The 17,629-nt window shown below is 56.4% G+C and carries 16 protein-coding genes; 10 read left to right on the top strand and 6 right to left on the bottom strand.

The annotated features are described in order from the left end of the window. The first annotated feature begins 44 nt into the window (after positions 1 to 44). Positions 45 to 1,112, top strand: coding sequence for an AI-2E family transporter (locus FNY10_RS14835; protein WP_100683281.1), 1,068 nt, complete (start codon positions 45 to 47; stop codon positions 1,110 to 1,112). A 79-nt stretch (positions 1,113 to 1,191) separates the two neighbouring features. On the opposite strand, the gene bcp is transcribed toward FNY10_RS14835, so the two are convergent. Both bcp and FNY10_RS14825 read right to left on the bottom strand, forming a co-directional pair. After that, positions 1,192 to 1,662, bottom strand: a complete 471-nt coding sequence (gene bcp / locus FNY10_RS14830) for a thioredoxin-dependent thiol peroxidase (protein ID WP_100683280.1) — start codon at positions 1,660 to 1,662, stop codon at positions 1,192 to 1,194. Positions 1,663 to 1,665: 3 nt separating this feature from the next. Beyond that, entirely contained in the window at positions 1,666 to 2,235 is a 570-nt protein-coding gene (locus FNY10_RS14825) for a glycine cleavage system transcriptional repressor (protein ID WP_160702974.1), read from the bottom strand. Positions 2,236 to 2,388: 153 nt separating this feature from the next. On the opposite strand from FNY10_RS14825, the gene dapA reads away from it, so the two are divergent. The 6 genes from dapA to ypfH all read left to right on the top strand — a co-directional run bounded on the left by dapA (position 2,389) and on the right by ypfH (position 9,043). Next, on the top strand, positions 2,389 to 3,267 hold the full coding sequence (gene dapA / locus FNY10_RS14820; RefSeq protein WP_100683277.1) for a 4-hydroxy-tetrahydrodipicolinate synthase: 879 nt from the start codon (positions 2,389 to 2,391) through the stop codon (positions 3,265 to 3,267). 16 nt (positions 3,268 to 3,283) lie between these two features. Then, the gene (gene bamC, locus FNY10_RS14815; protein ID WP_141963993.1) at positions 3,284 to 4,318 is read left to right on the top strand and encodes an outer membrane protein assembly factor BamC; all 1,035 of its coding nucleotides are present in this window, start codon (positions 3,284 to 3,286) and stop codon (positions 4,316 to 4,318) included. A 229-nt stretch (positions 4,319 to 4,547) separates the two neighbouring features. Next, positions 4,548 to 5,261, top strand: coding sequence for a phosphoribosylaminoimidazolesuccinocarboxamide synthase (gene purC / locus FNY10_RS14810; RefSeq protein WP_100683273.1), 714 nt, complete (start codon positions 4,548 to 4,550; stop codon positions 5,259 to 5,261). Between the two features lie 121 nt (positions 5,262 to 5,382). Continuing rightward, entirely contained in the window at positions 5,383 to 6,255 is an 873-nt protein-coding gene (locus tag FNY10_RS14805; protein WP_100683271.1) for a neutral zinc metallopeptidase, read from the top strand. Positions 6,256 to 6,267: 12 nt separating this feature from the next. Further along, positions 6,268 to 8,268 carry a GNAT family N-acetyltransferase gene (locus tag FNY10_RS14800; RefSeq protein WP_160702972.1) on the top strand — a complete coding sequence of 667 codons (2,001 nt, stop codon included), beginning with the start codon at positions 6,268 to 6,270 and terminating at the stop codon, positions 8,266 to 8,268. A gap of 76 nt (positions 8,269 to 8,344) precedes the next feature. Beyond that, positions 8,345 to 9,043 (top strand): esterase, encoded by a 699-nt coding sequence (gene ypfH, locus FNY10_RS14795; protein ID WP_100683268.1) that lies wholly within the window; start codon positions 8,345 to 8,347, stop codon positions 9,041 to 9,043. A gap of 91 nt (positions 9,044 to 9,134) precedes the next feature. On the opposite strand, the gene FNY10_RS14790 is transcribed toward ypfH, so the two are convergent. Genes FNY10_RS14790 through FNY10_RS14780 form a run of 3 tightly spaced genes read right to left on the bottom strand, consistent with a single transcriptional unit; the run spans position 9,135 to position 10,852 of the window. Then, positions 9,135 to 9,335, bottom strand: a complete 201-nt coding sequence (locus tag FNY10_RS14790; protein ID WP_004866145.1) for a YpfN family protein — start codon at positions 9,333 to 9,335, stop codon at positions 9,135 to 9,137. Positions 9,336 to 9,364: 29 nt separating this feature from the next. Then, on the bottom strand, positions 9,365 to 10,492 hold the full coding sequence (gene dapE / locus FNY10_RS14785; RefSeq protein WP_032695538.1) for a succinyl-diaminopimelate desuccinylase: 1,128 nt from the start codon (positions 10,490 to 10,492) through the stop codon (positions 9,365 to 9,367). A gap of 3 nt (positions 10,493 to 10,495) precedes the next feature. Beyond that, positions 10,496 to 10,852, bottom strand: coding sequence for an ArsC family reductase (locus FNY10_RS14780; protein WP_131048798.1), 357 nt, complete (start codon positions 10,850 to 10,852; stop codon positions 10,496 to 10,498). A 406-nt stretch (positions 10,853 to 11,258) separates the two neighbouring features. Here FNY10_RS14780 and ypfM point away from each other — a divergent pair, with 406 nt between their 5' ends. After that, positions 11,259 to 11,318 (top strand): protein YpfM, encoded by a 60-nt coding sequence (gene ypfM / locus FNY10_RS14775; RefSeq protein ID WP_100683384.1) that lies wholly within the window; start codon positions 11,259 to 11,261, stop codon positions 11,316 to 11,318. Between the two features lie 137 nt (positions 11,319 to 11,455). Here ypfM and acrD read toward each other — a convergent pair whose 3' ends face one another. Continuing rightward, positions 11,456 to 14,569, bottom strand: coding sequence for a multidrug efflux RND transporter permease AcrD (gene acrD, locus FNY10_RS14770; protein ID WP_100683250.1), 3,114 nt, complete (start codon positions 14,567 to 14,569; stop codon positions 11,456 to 11,458). 377 nt (positions 14,570 to 14,946) lie between these two features. Between acrD and aegA the strand changes: the two genes are divergently transcribed. Beyond that, the gene (aegA, locus tag FNY10_RS14765) at positions 14,947 to 16,929 is read left to right on the top strand and encodes a formate-dependent uric acid utilization protein AegA (protein WP_160702970.1); all 1,983 of its coding nucleotides are present in this window, start codon (positions 14,947 to 14,949) and stop codon (positions 16,927 to 16,929) included. Between the two features lie 57 nt (positions 16,930 to 16,986). Then, complete coding sequence (gene nudK / locus FNY10_RS14760) at positions 16,987 to 17,583, top strand: GDP-mannose pyrophosphatase NudK (RefSeq protein WP_100683247.1); 597 nt, start codon at positions 16,987 to 16,989, stop codon at positions 17,581 to 17,583. Positions 17,584 to 17,629 lie beyond the last annotated feature (46 nt).

Below are 17,629 nucleotides of genomic sequence, written 5' to 3'. Positions count from 1 at the left end.
TTCCCTCGGTTTTTTTGCCGCTAAGCGCTTCAGGGAAGGGTTTTATGCTTGAGATGTTAATGCAGTGGTACCGTCGTCGGTTTAGCGATCCGGAAGCGATAGCGCTGCTGGTTATTCTGCTGGCCGGGTTCGGGATCATGTTCTTTTTCAGCGGCCTGCTGGCGCCACTGCTGGTCGCCATCGTGCTGGCTTATCTGCTGGAATGGCCGACTGTCAGGCTGGAGCGCGTAGGGCTTTCGCGAACCTGGGCAACCTCGTTAGTGCTGATTCTGTTCGTCGGCGTGTTGTTGCTGATGGCGTTTGTGGTGATGCCCGTCGCCTGGCAGCAGGGCATCTATCTGATTCGCGATATGCCTGGCATGCTCAATAAGCTTTCCGATTTTGCCGCCACGGTTCCGCGCCGTTACCCGGCGCTGATGGATGCCGGTATTCTCGACGCCATGGCGGATAATATGCGCAACCGCGTGCTCACCGTCGGCGATTCGGTGGTCAAATACTCTCTGGCTTCGCTGGTCGGTTTACTGACTCTGGCGGTCTATCTGGTGCTGGTGCCGCTGATGGTGTTCTTTCTGCTAAAAGACAAAGAGCAGATGCTGAATGCCGTGCGCCGCGTGCTGCCGCGCAACCGCGGGCTGGCGGGGCAGGTATGGAAAGAGATGAACCAGCAGATCACCAACTATATCCGCGGTAAGGTGCTGGAGATGATTGTCGTCGGCGTGGCAACGTGGATTGGCTTTATCCTGTTTGATCTCAACTATTCGCTGCTGCTGGCGGTGCTGGTCGGGTTCTCGGTGCTGATTCCGTACATCGGCGCCTTCGTGGTGACCATTCCGGTCGTCGGCGTGGCGCTGTTCCAGTTTGGCGCAGGCACGGAGTTCTGGAGTCTGTTTGCGGTGTACCTGATTATTCAGGGGCTGGACGGTAACCTGCTGGTACCGGTGCTGTTTTCCGAAGCCGTCAACCTGCATCCGCTGGTGATTATTCTGTCGGTGGTTATCTTTGGCGGGCTGTGGGGATTCTGGGGCGTCTTTTTTGCGATTCCGCTGGCAACCCTTATCAAAGCGGTGGTGCACGCGTGGCCGGATGGCCTGGCGGTGGAAGACGAGAAATAGTCCGTGGCTGGAAACGCGAAAATGAAAACGGACGCCGGGTCAGTGAATCACGACCCGGCGTCCTGCGTCAGGTCGTGCGTTAGCCGTTTTCTTTCAACCAGTTCAGCACCACATCGTGGTGATTGCTGGTTTTAAAGTTATCAAATACGTGTTCGACTTTGCCGTTGCTATCGATCAGGAAGCTAATGCGGTGAATACCGTCGTAGGTTTTCCCCATAAACGATTTTTCGCCCCAGACGCCAAACTGCTCACACACCTGGTGGTTTTCATCCGACAGCAGCGTGAAGTTCAGCAACTCTTTTTCGGCGAAACGGGAGAGTTTTTCCGGTTTATCGGTACTGATACCCAGGACCTCAACACCCGCTTTTTTTAAGTCATCCATATTATCGCGCAGGCCGCAGGCCTGAACGGTACAACCCGGGGTCATGGCTTTCGGGTAAAAATAAACCAGAACACGCTGTCCCTGGAAGTCGGTCAAATTTACTTCCTCGCCGTCCTGGTCCGGTAAGCTAAATTTCGGTGCAATATCACCGGCTTTCAGTGGATTCATTACTCAAACTCCATCCTGTTCATCATGTTGTGAATAATTAACGATGTTAATACTGCCTTGTGCGTTCAGTTCTGTACATAGGGCTTTGAACGCTTGTTCGATATTTGCTGCATTTTGTGTGGCCGGGCTGTGTGCGGTTATCTGAATAAACAACTGCGCTGAATCGTCATCACCGCTGAGCTGGGTACGAGAAACCAGTTCGGCGATGTTCATATTCCACGCGTCAAACAGGGCAGTGAAACGCTCGATAATGTGCGGCGAGTCCGGTACCTCAACCTGGACCCAGACGGTGTTTGGCATGGATTGAGGAGGTCGTGCGGTCGTCCGCTTCATCACGATCAGCAAATCCAGCTCAGCTCCTTTCAGCGGTAGGGTCGATTCGATAAGCGTAATCGCGTTCCATGAACCTGAAAGCAGCATGATAAACGTAAACTCGTCACCAAGCATGGCCAGCCGGCTGTCTTCGATATTACAGCCGCAGCTGCTGACGTGGCGGGTGATAGTGTTCACGATGCCGGGACGGTCAGCGCCCAAAGCGGTAATAACCAGATAGTGTTGTAATGAGGCGGTCAAACCTGTTCTTCCTTCAAAAAGGTGAGGTAACATTAGGAAAGCATAAAAAAAACCGGCATACAACATCCCTGATGGCCTCGGGTCTCTTGCTTTTATTACGGGACCAAACGTAACATTGAGAATCTTGTCGCACTTCAGCTCTGAGGATGGCCCATGTTCACGGGAAGTATTGTAGCGCTTGTCACGCCGATGGATGAAAACGGTAATGTCTGCCGGTCAAGCCTGAAAAAACTGATTGATTACCATGTCGCCAGCGGAACCTCGGCGATCGTTTCGGTAGGGACTACCGGAGAATCTGCGACCTTAAGCCATGAAGAACATGGCGCTGTCGTGATGATGACGCTTGAACTGGCTGACGGGCGTATCCCGGTCATCGCTGGTACCGGTGCAAATGCAACCGCAGAGGCGATTAGCCTGACCAAACGTTTTAACAACAGCGGCGTTGTCGGCTGCCTGACGGTCACTCCTTATTACAATCGTCCGACCCAGGAAGGGCTGTTCCAGCACTTTAAAGCCATCGCCGAACACACCGACCTGCCGCAAATTCTGTATAATGTGCCGTCCCGTACCGGTTGCGACATGCTGCCGGAAACCGTTGGTCGCCTGGCGGAAGTAAAAAATATTATTGGTATTAAGGAAGCGACGGGGAACTTAAGTCGTGTTCATCAGATCAAAGAGCTGGTTTCAGATGACTTTATTCTGTTGAGCGGCGATGATGCCACCGGAATGGACTTTATGCAGCTCGGCGGTCAGGGCGTGATTTCCGTAACGGCGAACGTGGCGGCTCGCGAAATGGCGGATATGTGCCGACTGGCTGCGGAAGGCCAATTTGCGCAAGCTCGCGCAATTAACCAACGTCTGATGCCATTGCATACAAAATTATTTGTCGAACCCAACCCGATCCCCGTGAAATGGGCATGTAAGGCGTTGGGTCTTGTGGCAACCGATACGCTGCGTCTGCCGATGACGCCGATTACCGAACAGGGTACTCAGGCCGTTACCGCAGCGCTGAAGCATGCCGGTTTGCTGTAAAGTTTAGGGAGATTTGATGGCTTACTCAGTACAGAAGTCGCGCCTGACGAAGGTTGCGGGTGTTTCACTGGTCCTGCTTCTCGCGGCCTGTAGTTCCGACTCACGCTACAAACGTCAGGTGGGAGGCGATGAGACTTATCTGCAAGCTACGCCGCTCAGTGAACTGCACGCGCCTGCGGGCATGATTCTGCCGGTTCAGGTTGGGGATTTTAATATTCCGGTTGCGACCAGCGCAGGCGCAGTGGGCAAAGCTCTGGACATCCGTCCCCCGGCTCAGCCTCTGGCACTGGTGAGTGGCGCTCGTACTCAGTTTAACGGTGATACCGCCACGCTGATGGTCGAGAACGGTCGTAGCGGTTCGCTGTGGGCGCAGGTCGCCAGCATCGTACAGTCTAAGAACTATGTCATCACCAAACGCGACGATGCCAGCCAGACGCTGAATACCGACTGGGTTGAGTGGAATCGCCTCGATGAAGACCAGCAGTATCGGGGTCGCTATCAAATCTCAGTGAAACCGCAGGGTTATCAGCAGGCGGTTATCGTGAAGCTGGTGAATCTTGAGCAGGCCGGGAAACCGGTATCCGATCCGGCTTCTCTGCAACGCTACAGTACGTCGATGCTGAACGTCATTTCCGAAGGTCTGGATATGAACGCCACCAGCGCGCAGAACGCGGCGCAGAAAAATGCCGGCGCGACCTTCGATGTGCAGAGCGCTGCCGACGATACGGGTCTGCCCATGCTGGTTGTTCGCGCACCGTTCAACCTGGTGTGGCAACGTCTGCCGGGCGCACTGGAAAAAGTGGGCATGAAGGTAACGGATAGCACCCGCTCGCAAGGCAGCATGGCGCTGACCTACAAGCCGCTGTCTGACAGCAGCTGGCAGGCGCTGGGCGCCAGCGATCCGCAGCTGGTTTCAGGTGATTACAAACTGCAGGTCGGCGACCTCGATAACCGCAGCAGTCTGCAGTTCATCGACCCGAAAGGTCATACGTTGACGCAGTCGCAGAATGACGCCCTGGTAGCCGTATTCCAGGCCGCATTCAGTAAGTAATAAACAGGGCTGGAGCAATCCGGCCCTTTTTAATGTATAGTGACGCAAACGTGTGCGTATACACATCATCCTTCAAATTGTCTCTTTGTTGGCTGCCTTCGTTCATCCCAGTCACTTACTTATGTAAGCTCCTGAGGATTCGCTTAGCCGCCGCCGCGATGCGCTTTGAATGATTTCGTGTACGGGTGGAAACGTATTTTTTGACTTAATATCACTGGAGTGGTGAAAGATGAAAAAGCAAGCTGAGTTGTATCGTGGTAAAGCGAAAACCGTTTACAGCACGGAGAATCCGGATCTGCTGGTCCTCGAATTCCGTAACGATACTTCAGCAGGGGATGGCGCACGCATTGAGCAGTTCGATCGTAAAGGCATGGTGAACAACAAATTTAACCATTTCATTATGAGCAAACTGCAAGAAGCTGGCATCCCGACTCAGATGGAAGCGCTGCTCTCCGATACCGAATGTCTGGTGAAAAAGCTGGAGATGGTTCCGGTGGAGTGTGTGGTCCGTAACCGCGCCGCCGGTTCTCTGGTTAAACGTCTGGGTATTGAAGAAGGCATTGAACTCAATCCGCCGCTGTTTGACCTGTTCCTGAAAAATGATGCGATGCACGATCCGATGGTCAACGAGTCTTACTGTGAGACTTTTGGCTGGGTAAGCAAAAAAAACCTGGCGCGCATGCAGGAACTGACTTTCAAAGCCAACGACGTATTGAAAAAACTGTTTGATGACGCCGGCCTGATCCTGGTCGACTTCAAGCTGGAGTTTGGTCTGTTCAAGGGCGAAGTGGTGCTGGGCGATGAGTTCTCGCCAGATGGCAGCCGTCTGTGGGATAAAAATACCCTCGACAAAATGGACAAAGACCGTTTCCGTCAGAGCCTGGGTGGCCTGATTGAAGCCTATGAAGAAGTCGCCCATCGCCTGGGCGTTAAGCTGGACTAACTCTCCCTTCGCCAGAGGACGATCCCGTCTTCTGGCGCTCTTGTTGTTGTTTCCTGTGGTAATTCTCCTCTTAAGCGCCTACGATCTCTCATATTCGAGAACTTGATGGATTGAGGTGCCTATGCGTTGGCAAGGACGTCGCGAAAGCGACAATGTAGAAGATCGACGTAATGATTCCGGCTCGCCTCTGGGCGGCGGTGGCGGTGGTTTCCGTCTTCCCAGCGGCAAGGGCGGGATCGTCCTGCTGATTATCGTGCTGGTTGCGGGCTATTACGGCGTGGATTTGACCGGCATGCTGACGGGAGAACCGATCGGCCAGCAGCAAACGACGACCCAGCGTTCAGTCAGCCCGAAAGACAATGAAGCCGCGAAGTTTACCTCGGTTATTCTGGCGACAACCGAAGATACCTGGGGGCCCATTTTTGAAAAGATGGGGCGTCAATATCCGCAGCCGAAGCTGGTGCTTTATCGCGGCGCTACGCGGACCGGCTGTGGAACCGGGCAATCGGTTATGGGACCGTTCTACTGCCCGGCGGACAGCACTGTCTATATTGACCTCTCTTTCTATGACGAAATGAAGAATAAGCTCGGGGCGGATGGCGATTTTGCTCAGGGCTATGTTATCGCCCATGAAGTCGGCCACCACGTGCAAAAGCTGCTGGGGATCGAGTCGAAAGTGCGCCAGCTGCAACAGAATGCGTCGCCGACGGAAGTGAACCGCCTGTCGGTGAAAATGGAGCTGCAGGCCGACTGTTTTGCCGGGGTCTGGGGCCATAACATGCAGAAACAGGATGTGCTGGAGACCGGCGACCTGCAGGAAGCCCTCAATGCCGCAGAAGCCATCGGCGACGATCGCCTGCAGCAGCGGAGTCAGGGACGCGTGGTTCCGGACAGCTTCACGCATGGCACCTCTGAACAGCGCTACACCTGGTTCAAGCGCGGTTTCGACAGCGGCGATCCGGCGCAGTGCAACACCTTTGGCCGCGCGCTCTGATCGCGTTCGCCCATGGATAAACTGCTTAGCCTGACGGCGCAGATGGCGCAAGAGGGGATTCGTCGCCTGCTGGTGCTCAGCGGCGACGATGCGTGGTGCCTGCAGCAGGCGCTACTGTTGCGTAAACGGCTGGCCGGCGATGGTTTGTGGGTGGGTCCGCAGCCCATGGAAGAACCCTGTATCTCGCCGGAGGCCCTCAAATCTCTGCTTGGGCGTGAATACCACCACGCCTTCTTTGATGCCCGCGGCGGCTTCGACGCGGCGGCCTTTGCTGCGCTGAGCGGGACGTTGAAAGCGGGAAGCTGGCTTATCCTGCTGACGCCGCCTTTCACCTGTTGGCCGACGCGGCCAGATGCGGATTCTCTGCGCTGGAGCGACGCGCCTGAGCCCATTCCGACGCCCCATTTTGTCCACCGTTTTTGTCAGCGGGTCTGCGCGAACCGTGAGGCGATCGTCTGGCGTCAGAATGAACCGCTGACGCTACCGGACGACGTGCCGCGACCGCACTGGCATCCGGCTGACGGCCATCCTCAGGCCGGACAGGCCGCTATTCTGGCCAGTCTGATCACGCTCCCGGCGGGCATTGCCGTGGTCACCGCCGAGCGCGGACGGGGAAAATCTGCGCTGGCGGGAATGTTGATTCGTCAGCTGGCGGGCGATGCCATCGTCACCGCCCCGGCGCGCGGCGCAACCGAGGTGATGGCGACGTTCGCTGGAGACGCTTTTCGCTTTATGGCGCCGGATGCATTGCTGGCCAGCAATGCTCAGGCAGCATGGCTGGTCGTCGATGAAGCGGCAGCCATTCCCGCGCCGCTGCTTCGCCAGCTGGTCGCCCGTTTTCCTCGCACCTTACTGACCACGACCGTACAGGGCTATGAAGGCACCGGGCGCGGCTTTTTGCTCAAATTTTGCGCCAGCTTTCCCCACTTGCGCCAGTTTAATCTGGTCACGCCCGTTCGCTGGGCTCCGGGGTGCCCGCTGGAAGCGCTGGTCAGCGAATTGCTGCTGTTTGGCGACGAAGCTTTTGCCCACACTCCATCGGGAGAGGTCGCGTTTGCGGCGGTGGAGCAGGACAGCTGGCGGCAACATGCCGGGCTCGCCGAGGCTATGTATCAACTGCTCTCCGGCGCGCATTACCGCACATCGCCGCTGGATTTGCGGCGGATGATGGATGCGCCGGGCCAGCATTTTACCTGCGCCCGCACGGAGAACGGCGTGGCCGGGGCTCTATGGCGGGTGGAAGAGGGCGGGCTTGATCCCGCCCTGAGCCGGGCGGTATGGGCCGGCTTTCGCCGCCCGCGCGGCAATCTGGTGGCGCAGTCGCTGGCCGCCCACGGTGGAAGCCCGCTGGCGCCCACGCTACTGGCGCAGCGAATCACCCGTATCGCCGTGCACCCGGCCCGCCAGCGCGAGGGGCTTGGTCAGGCTCTGGTCGCCCGGGCGGTCGCGCAAAGCGACGGCCTCGATTATCTTTCGGTCAGCTTTGGCTATACGCCGGAGTTAGGGCGCTTCTGGCAGCGCTGCGGTTTTACGCTGGTACGTTTAGGGACCCATCGCGAGGCAAGCAGCGGGTGCTACACGGCGATGGCGCTTTATCCGTTAAGCTCTGCGGGGCACGAACTGGTGCTGCGGGAGTCGCAGCGCCTGACGCGCGATGAGTTATGGCTGCGGGAGTGGCGGGAAGCGTTATTTCCGCAGCCGGAGGCGCTAGCAGCTATGCTTACGGAAGACGACTGGCTGGATGTGGCGGGCTTCGCGTTTGCCCATCGCCCGCTGCCGGCGGTGGTTGGCAGCCTGAATCGGCTACTGTTACACACCGGGCTGCCGCTTCCGGCACTTCGCGCCCGTCTGCAGCGCCAGGATGAAGTGGAGATTTGTACCGGGCTGGGTCTGTCCGGACGCAAAGCGCTGTTGGTCAGGCTGCGCGAAGAAGCGGGACTGGCGCTGCTGGACCTGGACGCATCGCGGGCGCAGAGGTTGCGCCAGCAGGTCGGGCAACTGCAATTTTTTTAACTAACTCATTCAGTTAAATGTCATGGTCATATTCCGCGCGCGGCGTAAACTGCCCACGTAAACTAAGGAGACAGCCATGAAACACGACCATTTTATTGTGCAAAGCCCTGCGACACCTGCCCAACAGCTGCTGTTGCTGTTTCATGGCGTCGGCGATAACCCGGTTGCAATGGGGCAAATCGGCAGTCTGTTTGCGCCGCAGTTCCCGGATGCGCTGATCGTCAGCATCGGTGGCGCCGAGCCTTGCGGCCCGCCGCCGGGCCGCCAGTGGTTCTCGGTTCAGGGGGTGACGGAAGAAAATCGTCAGTCGCGGATTGATGCCATTATGCCGACTTTTATTGAGACCGTTCGCTACTGGCAAAAACAGAGCGGCGTCGGCCCGCGGGCGACGGCGCTGATTGGTTTCTCGCAGGGGGCGATTATGTCTCTGGAGAGCATCAAAGCCGAGCCGGGGCTGGCATCGCGGGTTATCGCCTTTAATGGACGGTATGCGACGCTTCCGCAGTCGGCGACCACCGCCACGACCATCCATCTGATCCACGGCGGCGAAGATCGCGTTATCGATCTGGCGTGGGCGGTTTCGGCCCAGGAGGCGCTCCAGCAGGCTGGCGGCGATGTGACGCTGGATATCGTCGAGGATCTGGGGCATGCGATTGACGATAGCAGCATACAGTTTGCCCTTGAACGTCTGCGCTATACCGTGCCGAAGCACTATTTTGACGAGGCGTTAAGCGGCAGTACGCCGAAAGACGACGATATTATCGAATTGCTCTAATCGAATATTATCTCGTGAACGTACTCCCCGGATAAGGCGTATCACGCCGCTATCCGGGGGACTCCCGGAGGGGTGGGATTGACCGGGGGTCTTACTTCTTCGGCTGGTCGTGCTTCGGCCAGTCGTCGTCATCGTCCCACTTATCGTTACAATCGCGATGGGGCGGCAGCTCCGGCTTATTGGCGAGAAACTTTTTGTGGTCAACGCGATTAAGATCCTTAATCACGTTAATCATGACGCCCACCAAAAATACCAGCACCAGAATCCACCAGTGGTTGATTAGCCATTCCATGTGCGCTTCCTCTTTTCAGGTCGAGGTCGTCAGGCGACCAGTTGTTCCATGATGCGTTGATACATCCGCGCCAGCAGCTGCAGATCGGCGGCGTTAACACATTCATTGATTTTGTGAATTGTCGCATTCACCGGACCCAGCTCGACCACCTGCGCACCCATGCGGGCGATAAAGCGGCCGTCAGAGGTGCCGCCGTTGGTCAGCAGCTGGGGTTTGATCTCATTATAGTGCTCAATGGCATTCACCACCGCTTCGACCAGTTTGCCACGGCTGGTGAGGAACGGCTGGCCAGACAACCACCAGTCCAGGGTATAGCGCAGCTGATATTTATCCAGCAGCTCGACGACGCGGGCTTTGATCATTTCGTCGGTCAGTTCGGTGCTAAAGCGGAAGTTGAACTGAACATACATGTCGCCGGGGATCACGTTATTGCTCCCGGTACCCGCCTGTACGTTGGCTATCTGCATGCTGGTGGGAGGGAAAAATTCATTGCCTTTATCCCACTCGATCCCCACCAGCTCCGTCAGCATAGGAGCCGCGCGGTGCACCGGGTTATCGGCGAGATGCGGGTAAGCGACATGGCCCTGCACGCCGTGAATGGTCAGGTTGCAGGTGAGTGAGCCGCGACGACCGTTTTTGACCACGTCGCCGACGACTTCGGTGCTTGACGGCTCGCCGACCAGACAGTAGTCCAGACGTTCGTTACGGGCCATTAGCGCTTCGACGACTTTCACCGTGCCGTTGTGCGCGCTGGCCTCTTCATCAGAGGTGATCAAAAAGGCCAGACGACCTTTATGGTTCGGATACTGGGCGACAAAGCGCTCGGCGGCAACCACCATGGCTGCCAGCGAGCCTTTCATATCTGCCGCGCCGCGGCCGAACAGCATGCCGTCGCGAATAGTAGGTTCGAAGGGCGGGTTAATCCAACGGTCGGCATCGCCGGCCGGAACAACATCGGTATGGCCGGCAAAGGCCAACGTTTCACCGCGCCCGCGCCAGGCCCAGAAGTTTTGGGTATCGCCGAAATCCATCGGTTCGACGGTAAAACCAATCGCACGCAGGCGTTCAATCATTAACGCCTGACATCCCGCATCATCGGGGCTGAGGGAAGGGCGGCGAATAAGCTGCTGAGCCAGCTCAATGACCGGGCAAGACATAGACTATACCTCGTTAACAAGCTTCTTATAAGTGAGTTCACTGAAACCCAGCAGCATAGGCTGCCCGGGCGCGCAGAGCAATGGGCGTTTGATAATTGCCGGCATTTCCAGCATCAACCCGGCGGCAGCATCGGCGTTATTGATACCGGCACGCACGGTTTCATCCAGTTTGCGCCAGGTTGTGCCGCGGGTGTTGAGCAGGGCTTCCCAGCCCAGTTCGGCGATAAAGGTGTTTAACAACTCGCGATCCAGGCCATCGGCACGATAATCATGGAATTGATAGGCAATCTGATTCGCCTCCAGCCAGCGGCGGGCCTTTTTAATGGTGTCGCAGTTTTTGATTCCGTACATTGTCAGCATAATGAAACCTTTTCTTTTTCGTTGATTTAAGCGCTTAACTCAGAAATTTCCGAATGCACAAGGAGGTATAAAATAATACGTCAATCGCGTGAATAAATATCCCTTTTTACCCTCGATATAGGCATTGCACGAATATTAACCAGACGGTTAACGATAATCGGTAAATTACCTGCAGACGGGGGAAAGGAGCAGAATATCGGTAGTAGAATTTTTCTGAAAACAGGCCTAATGTTGCGAAATGTTGCTATGCATCACATTAAAATTACATTTTCAGGCTCATAGTAGCAGCAAATCCGAGAGATGATAGCGTAGAAGAGGTTATCAGCAATTGCAGCGATAACTTTAACGTGCTTCCTTTCCCAAACCGATTTGCATAAAATTACCCATAATAATAAGAGAGGCTATTATGATTGAACATGAACTAGGGAACTGGAAAGATTTTATTGAAGGTATGCTGCGTAGATAAAATCCTCAATGAGAGCAGAGCAACAGAACGGCTAAAATAATAGCCTGGCGGTTGTAAGCAGATAAAAAAGGCGACTATTATGGTCGCCTTTTTGTTATTTCGCGGGCAAGCAACGGGGCGCTCAGGGCCCGGCCGGGTTATTGCGGGCGCTCTTTTTGCGGAAAGCGTCGACGTACTAGTACGAAGAATAGCGGAACGAAGAAAATAGCCAGAATGGTGGCGGAAATCATCCCGCCCATCACCCCGGTGCCGACGGCATGCTGACTACCAGAACCGGCGCCGGTGCTGGTCGCCATCGGCAGGACCCCAAAAATAAAGGCCAGCGACGTCATCAGGATCGGACGCAGACGCTGGCGACAGGCCGACAGCGTGGCGGCGAGTAAATCTTCCCCTTTCTCGTTGAGCTCATTCGCAAACTCGACGATCAAAATGGCGTTTTTCGCCGACAGGCCGATAACCGTCAGCAGACCAACCTGGAAATACACGTCGTTTTCAAGGCCGCGCATCCAGGTGGCCAGCAGGGCGCCGATAACGCCCAGCGGCACCACCAGCATGACCGAGAAGGGGATAGACCAGCTCTCGTACAGCGCTGCCAGACACAAGAACACCACCAGCAGCGAAATGGCGTACAGCGCCGGGGCCTGCGCGCCGGACAGCCGTTCCTGGTAGGACATGGCCGTCCAGTCGAGCCCAAAGCCGTTGGGCAACTGTCTGGTCAGATCTTCCATGATAGCCATCGCGGTACCGGTACTGATGCCCGGAGCCGCTTCACCGATGATTTCCACCGCCGAGTAGCCGTTATAGCGTTCCAGGCGCGGGGAACCGGTTTGCCAGCGCGAGGTGGCAAATGCCGAGAAGGGCACCATCGTGCCGCTGCTATTGCGCACGTACCACTGATTAATATCGTCAGGCAGCATGCGGTAAGGGGCGGCGGACTGCACGTAGACTTTCTTTACCCGACCGCGGTCCATAAAATCGTTTACGTAGCTTGAGCCCCAGGCGGTCTGCAAAGTGTTGTTGATATCATCAATGGCAACGCCCAGCGCCTGGGCTTTTCGCTGATCGATATCAATCTGCAGTTGCGGGCTGTCGTCAAGGCCGTTATGGCGCACCCGGGTCAGCCGCTCATCTTTCGCCGCCAGATCGAGCAGCGTGTCGCGGGCTGCCATGAGTGCCGCGTGCCCGTTGCCGGCGTGGTCTTCAAGCTCCATATCAAAACCGGCGGAACTGCCCAGTCCGCTAATTGCCGGTGGATTAGTGGCGAAGACGCGCGCCTCGTTAATGTTGTTGAAGGCTTTTGTCGCGCGTTCAATGATCGCAAACGAGGTGCCGGTTTTCGCATCGCGTTCATCCCAGTCTTTCAGGCGGATAAACATGCGCGCGACGTTCTGACCGTTGCCTCCCGGACCAGAACCTACGGTAGCGAAAATCGAAGCAACGTTGGCCTGTTCGTGGCTAAAGAAATAGTCCTCAACTTTTTGCACGACTTTTAAGGTCTGCTGTTGCGTTGCGCCGCTCGGCAATTGCACGGAGGTCAGAAACATGCCGCGGTCTTCCTGAGGCAGGAACGAAGTCGGGAGGCGTAAGAACATAAAGACCATCCCGCCCAACAGCAGCGCGTAGATCGCTATCCAGCGCAGCGAACGGTGAAGAATTTTGCCCACCGCGGTTTCGTAGCGGCTGGCGTTGCGGTTGAACATGCGGTTAAACCAGCCAAAGAAGCCTTTTTTCCCGTGCTCCTCGCCCTTTTTCATCGGTTTTAGCAAGGTGGCGCACAGTGCCGGGGTGAGGATCATGGCCACGAGTACCGACAGCACCATCGCCGAGACGATGGTAATAGAAAACTGGCGATAAATGGCGCCGGTTGTGCCGCCGAAGAAGGCCATCGGGATAAAGACCGCCGACAGCACCATGGCGATCCCGACCAGCGCCCCCTGAATCTGGCCCATGGATTTTCGTGTCGCTTCACGCGGCGAAAGACCCTCTTCGCTCATGATGCGCTCAACGTTCTCGACGACCACGATAGCGTCATCCACCAGCAGGCCTATCGCCAGCACCATCGCGAACATCGTCAGGGTGTTGATACTGTAGCCGCAGGCAAACAGGATGGCGAAGGTCCCCATCAGAACCACCGGTACGGCAATAGTTGGGATGAGCGTTGCGCGGATATTTTGCAGGAACAGGTACATCACCAGGAAAACCAGCGCGATAGCTTCCAGCAACGTTTTCACCACGTCATGGATAGAGGCCTTGACGAAGGAGGTGGTTTCGTAGGCAATTTTATATTCAAGGCCGTGCGGAAAATACTGCGACAGCTCATTCAGACGATTGAGCACCAGCTCCGCGGTCTGCATTTCGTTTGCCCCGGAGGCCAGTTGCACGCCCAGGCCGGAGGCCGGGTTGCGGTTGTAGCGGCTGAGGTAATCGTAGCTTTCCGCGCCCAGTTCGACTTTCGCCACATCGCCGAGCGTCACCAGCGAACCGTCCGGATTAACCCGCAGCGTAATATCGCGGAACTGCTGCGGCGTTTGCAGCAGCGATTGGGCGTTAATGGTGGCATTGAGCGACTGATTATTAACCGACGGCGTACCGCCAAGCTGGCCGACCGCGATCTGCGCGTTCTGCGATTTGATGGCGTCGGTGACATCTTTTGCCGTCATCTGTACGCTGGTGAGTTTGGCCGGATCCAGCCAGATGCGCATTGAGTATTGCGAGCCGTAGGCCGTAATGTCGCCAACCCCGTTAACGCGGCTGAGCGGCTCCTGAACATTACTGGCCACATAGTCGGCGATATCCTGCTTATCCATGCTGCCGTCAGTCGAGACGAACGCGATAGTCAGAATGTTGGTATCACCGGTTTTACGTACCGTCACCCCCTGATTTTGCACATCCTGGGGCAGTTTTTTCATTGCCGATTGCAGCTGGTTTTGTACCTGCTGCATGGCTTCGTTGGGGTCCGTTCCGGCGGTAAAGGTCAGTGTAATCGTCGCCTGACCCGAAGAGCTGCTCTGGGAAGACATATACATCAGGTTATCGAGGCCGGTCATGTTTTGTTCGATAACCTGGGTGACGGTATTTTCCAGCGTTTGCGCGGAGGCCCCCGGATAATTGGCGGTAATGCGCACGTTAGGCGGCGCAAGATCGGGATACTGCTCAACGGGAAGTGACAAGATTGCGAGCGTGCCGGTCAGACAGAGCAGGATCGCCAGAACCCACGCGAAAATGGGGCGATCGATAAAAAAATTCGCCATCAGAATTGAGACCTCATTGTGTACATTTTTATTACCGCACAGTCTGTGACACTCTATAGGCAACTCCACCGACAAACGTGGAGAAATTAAGGAGATAGTGTAATTTATCGTGTGGCTTTAGCGACACTGTAAATAACTTTCCGGCTCTCTGCGCAAAACCCCAACATACCCCGAGTCTGCTTGTCATGGTCAGACTTTTTTCTGCTTGCTTCATTAAATAAAACGCAATTTCATTTAAGTCAAAGAATTTGATCCAAAACGGGTTATCGCGAGAAAAATAATATTCCGGGCAAATGAACATTGTTCCTGCCCCGTTTTGTCGGGTAATAAATAGTCATGCGAATCGAGGGGTTATTAACCGAAGACCGAAGGATACCATGAACCACTTTATTATCAGCGATAGTCGCAAATGCATCGGCTGCAAAGCCTGCGAAGTGGCCTGCGTGATGGCGCACAACGACGAACAGCACGTCCTGACCCCGCAGCGCTTCTTACCGCGCATAACCGTGATGAAGCACGAGCAAAAACGTAACGCAATAACATGTCGCCATTGTGAAAGCGCCCCCTGCGCCCGCAGTTGCCCGAATGATGCTATTCACCAGATAAATGACAGCGTGCAGGTTGACGAGGAAAAGTGCATCGGCTGTAAATCCTGTATGGTGGCCTGTCCGTTTGGCGTCATGACGATCGTGCTGTTACCGGCGGAGTCGGGGAAAGTGAAAGCCAGCGCGCATAAATGCGATCTGTGCAGCGGCCGTGAAGGCGGGCCATCCTGCGTGCAACACTGTCCGGCGCAGGCGCTGCAGCTGGCGACGGAAGCGACCCTTTCCGCGATGGCCAGACAGCGGCGCCTGAGTACGGCGCGGCTGGATGCGCAGCCGTGGCATGCGCATCCAGGCGATACGCCATTAGCGGAAGCTGTCACCAAAGTCAGCCAGATGGCGGCAACGCCATCGCGCAACGAGGCGGATAAACGGGCCGCAGCGGTCCGTAAGAGGGATTTTGCCGAGATAGTTCAGCCCTTTAACGCCGGACAGGCGCAGCAGGCTTCGGCGCGCTGCCTGCAGTGCGGTGAACACAGTATCTGCGAATGGACCTGTCCGCTGCATAACCATATTCCCCAGTGGATTGAACGGGTACAAGCGGGGGATATCGACGCCGCCGTGGCGCTGTCCCATCAAACCAACTGCCTGCCGGAGATAACCGGCCGCGTTTGTCCGCAGGATCGCCTGTGTGAAGGGGCCTGTACGCTGCGTGATGAACATGGCGCGGTGACCATCGGCAACATCGAGCGCTATATCTCCGACCAGGCGCTGGCGCAAGGCTGGCGGCCGGATCTCTCCCGGGTTGTCGACAGCGGAAAAAAAGTCGCCATTATCGGCGCCGGACCTGCGGGGCTGGCCTGCGCTGACCGGTTGATCCGAAACGGCGTGCGGTCGGTGGTCTTTGACCGTCATCCGGAAATTGGCGGGTTGCTGACTTTCGGCATTCCGGCCTTCAAGCTGGAAAAGTCGCTGCTGGCCCGGCGCCGGGAGATTTTTACTGAAATGGGTATCCGCTTTGAACTGGAGTGTGAAGTGGGCAAGGACGTGGCGTTAACCACCTTGCTGGCCGGGTACGACGCGGTATTTATCGGCGCCGGAACCTATCGTTCCATGAAAGCGGGGCTGCCGAATGAAGAGGCCCCGGGCGTTTATGACGCGCTGCCGTTCCTGATTGCTAATACTAAGCAGGTTATGGGGCTGAGCGAGAAACCGGAAGAGCCATACATCAATACCCGCGGACTGAATGTCGTGGTGCTGGGGGGCGGCGATACGGCGATGGATTGCGTGCGCACCGCGCTACGTCACGGGGCGAAAAAGGTGACCTGCGCCTATCGTCGCGATGAGGCCAATATGCCGGGGTCGAAAAAAGAGGTGAAAAACGCGCGTGAAGAGGGGGCGGAGTTCGAATTTAACGTTCAGCCGGTGACGCTGGAGCGGGATAGCGACGGCCGGGTTAACGGCATACGGTTTATGCGCACCCAACTGGGCGAACCGGATGCGCAGGGGCGTCGCAGCCCATCGCCGCTGCCGGGCAGCGAGTTCGTGATGCCGGCCGATGCGGTGATCATGGCTTTTGGATTCCATCCCCACGGGATGCCGTGGCTGGAGTCCGTCGGCGTACAGCTCGATAGCCGGGGGCGGATTAAGGCCAGCGTCGAGAGCCGCTACCGCTATCAGACCACGCACGACAAAATTTTTGCCGGTGGAGATGCCGTGCGCGGCGCCGATCTGGTGGTGACGGCGATGGCCGAAGGTCGTCATGCGGCGCAGGGGATTATGGATTATCTCGGCGTAAAATCGGCGCTGCTTCACTAACGACAAACCCGGCTGCGCAGCGTAGTATGACAGCGTCATTCCACGCTGCGGGGCCGTATGTCACTCAACATCAACGTTATCAAAGATAAACTCCTCTCTGAAAACTACTTTATTCTGCGCAATATGACCTACGAGCTGACGCGTAGCGACGGCAGCGTGGTCCGTCATAAGCGCGAGGTGTACGATCGCGGCAACGGCGCTACGGTGCTGTTGTATAACCGCCGTAAGCAAACCGTCGTGTTGGTCCGTCAGTTTCGTGTCGCCACCTGGGTCAACGGTAACGAGGACGGGATGCTGATTGAAACCTGCGCCGGGTTGTTGGATAACGACGAGCCCGAAGCCTGTATCCGCAAAGAGGCCATCGAAGAGACCGGATACGAAGTGGGCGATGCGCATAAGCTGTTCGAGCTGTATATGTCTCCCGGCGGGGTGACCGAAATTGTTCACTTCTTTATCGCCGAGTACAGCGATGCGCAGCGTAAAACGCGCGGCGGCGGCGTTGAAGATGAAGATATCGATGTGCTGGAGCTGCCTTTCAACCAGGCGTTGCAAATGGTTGCCAACGGCGAGATACGCGATGGAAAGGCGGTGATCCTGCTGCAATACCTGCAAACATCGGGACTGATGGCGGGGTTATCTGATAAATCTGATTGAGTAACGTGCTGCCGCTGGTGAAGATGACCGCTGTTTTGAGCGTTCT

Source organism: Klebsiella sp. Lac1 (assembly GCF_009825425.1).
In the GTDB taxonomy this organism is placed as follows: Bacteria; Pseudomonadota; Gammaproteobacteria; order Enterobacterales; family Enterobacteriaceae; genus Klebsiella; species Klebsiella electrica.
The sequence above is the reverse complement of the archived record's forward strand: the minus strand, read 5'-3'. Positions and strand labels throughout refer to the sequence as shown.

Bases quoted from the DNA above. Each gene is read 5' to 3' on its own strand.
- FNY10_RS14835 (WP_100683281.1), top strand. From the start codon at position 45: ATGCTTGAGATGTTAATGCAGTGGTACCGTCGTCGGTTTAGCGATCCG.
- FNY10_RS14805 (WP_100683271.1), top strand. From the start codon at position 5,383: ATGCGTTGGCAAGGACGTCGCGAAAGCGACAATGTAGAAGATCGACGT.
- aegA (WP_160702970.1), top strand. From the start codon at position 14,947: ATGAACCACTTTATTATCAGCGATAGTCGCAAATGCATCGGCTGCAAA.
- FNY10_RS14780 (WP_131048798.1), bottom strand. From the start codon at position 10,852: ATGCTGACAATGTACGGAATCAAAAACTGCGACACCATTAAAAAGGCC.
- acrD (WP_100683250.1), bottom strand. From the start codon at position 14,569: ATGGCGAATTTTTTTATCGATCGCCCCATTTTCGCGTGGGTTCTGGCG.
- nudK (WP_100683247.1), top strand. From the start codon at position 16,987: ATGTCACTCAACATCAACGTTATCAAAGATAAACTCCTCTCTGAAAAC.
- bcp (WP_100683280.1), bottom strand. From the start codon at position 1,662: ATGAATCCACTGAAAGCCGGTGATATTGCACCGAAATTTAGCTTACCG.
- purC (WP_100683273.1), top strand. From the start codon at position 4,548: ATGAAAAAGCAAGCTGAGTTGTATCGTGGTAAAGCGAAAACCGTTTAC.
- ypfH (WP_100683268.1), top strand. From the start codon at position 8,345: ATGAAACACGACCATTTTATTGTGCAAAGCCCTGCGACACCTGCCCAA.
- dapA (WP_100683277.1), top strand. From the start codon at position 2,389: ATGTTCACGGGAAGTATTGTAGCGCTTGTCACGCCGATGGATGAAAAC.
- FNY10_RS14800 (WP_160702972.1), top strand. From the start codon at position 6,268: ATGGATAAACTGCTTAGCCTGACGGCGCAGATGGCGCAAGAGGGGATT.
- dapE (WP_032695538.1), bottom strand. From the start codon at position 10,492: ATGTCTTGCCCGGTCATTGAGCTGGCTCAGCAGCTTATTCGCCGCCCT.
- FNY10_RS14790 (WP_004866145.1), bottom strand. From the start codon at position 9,335: ATGGAATGGCTAATCAACCACTGGTGGATTCTGGTGCTGGTATTTTTG.
- bamC (WP_141963993.1), top strand. From the start codon at position 3,284: ATGGCTTACTCAGTACAGAAGTCGCGCCTGACGAAGGTTGCGGGTGTT.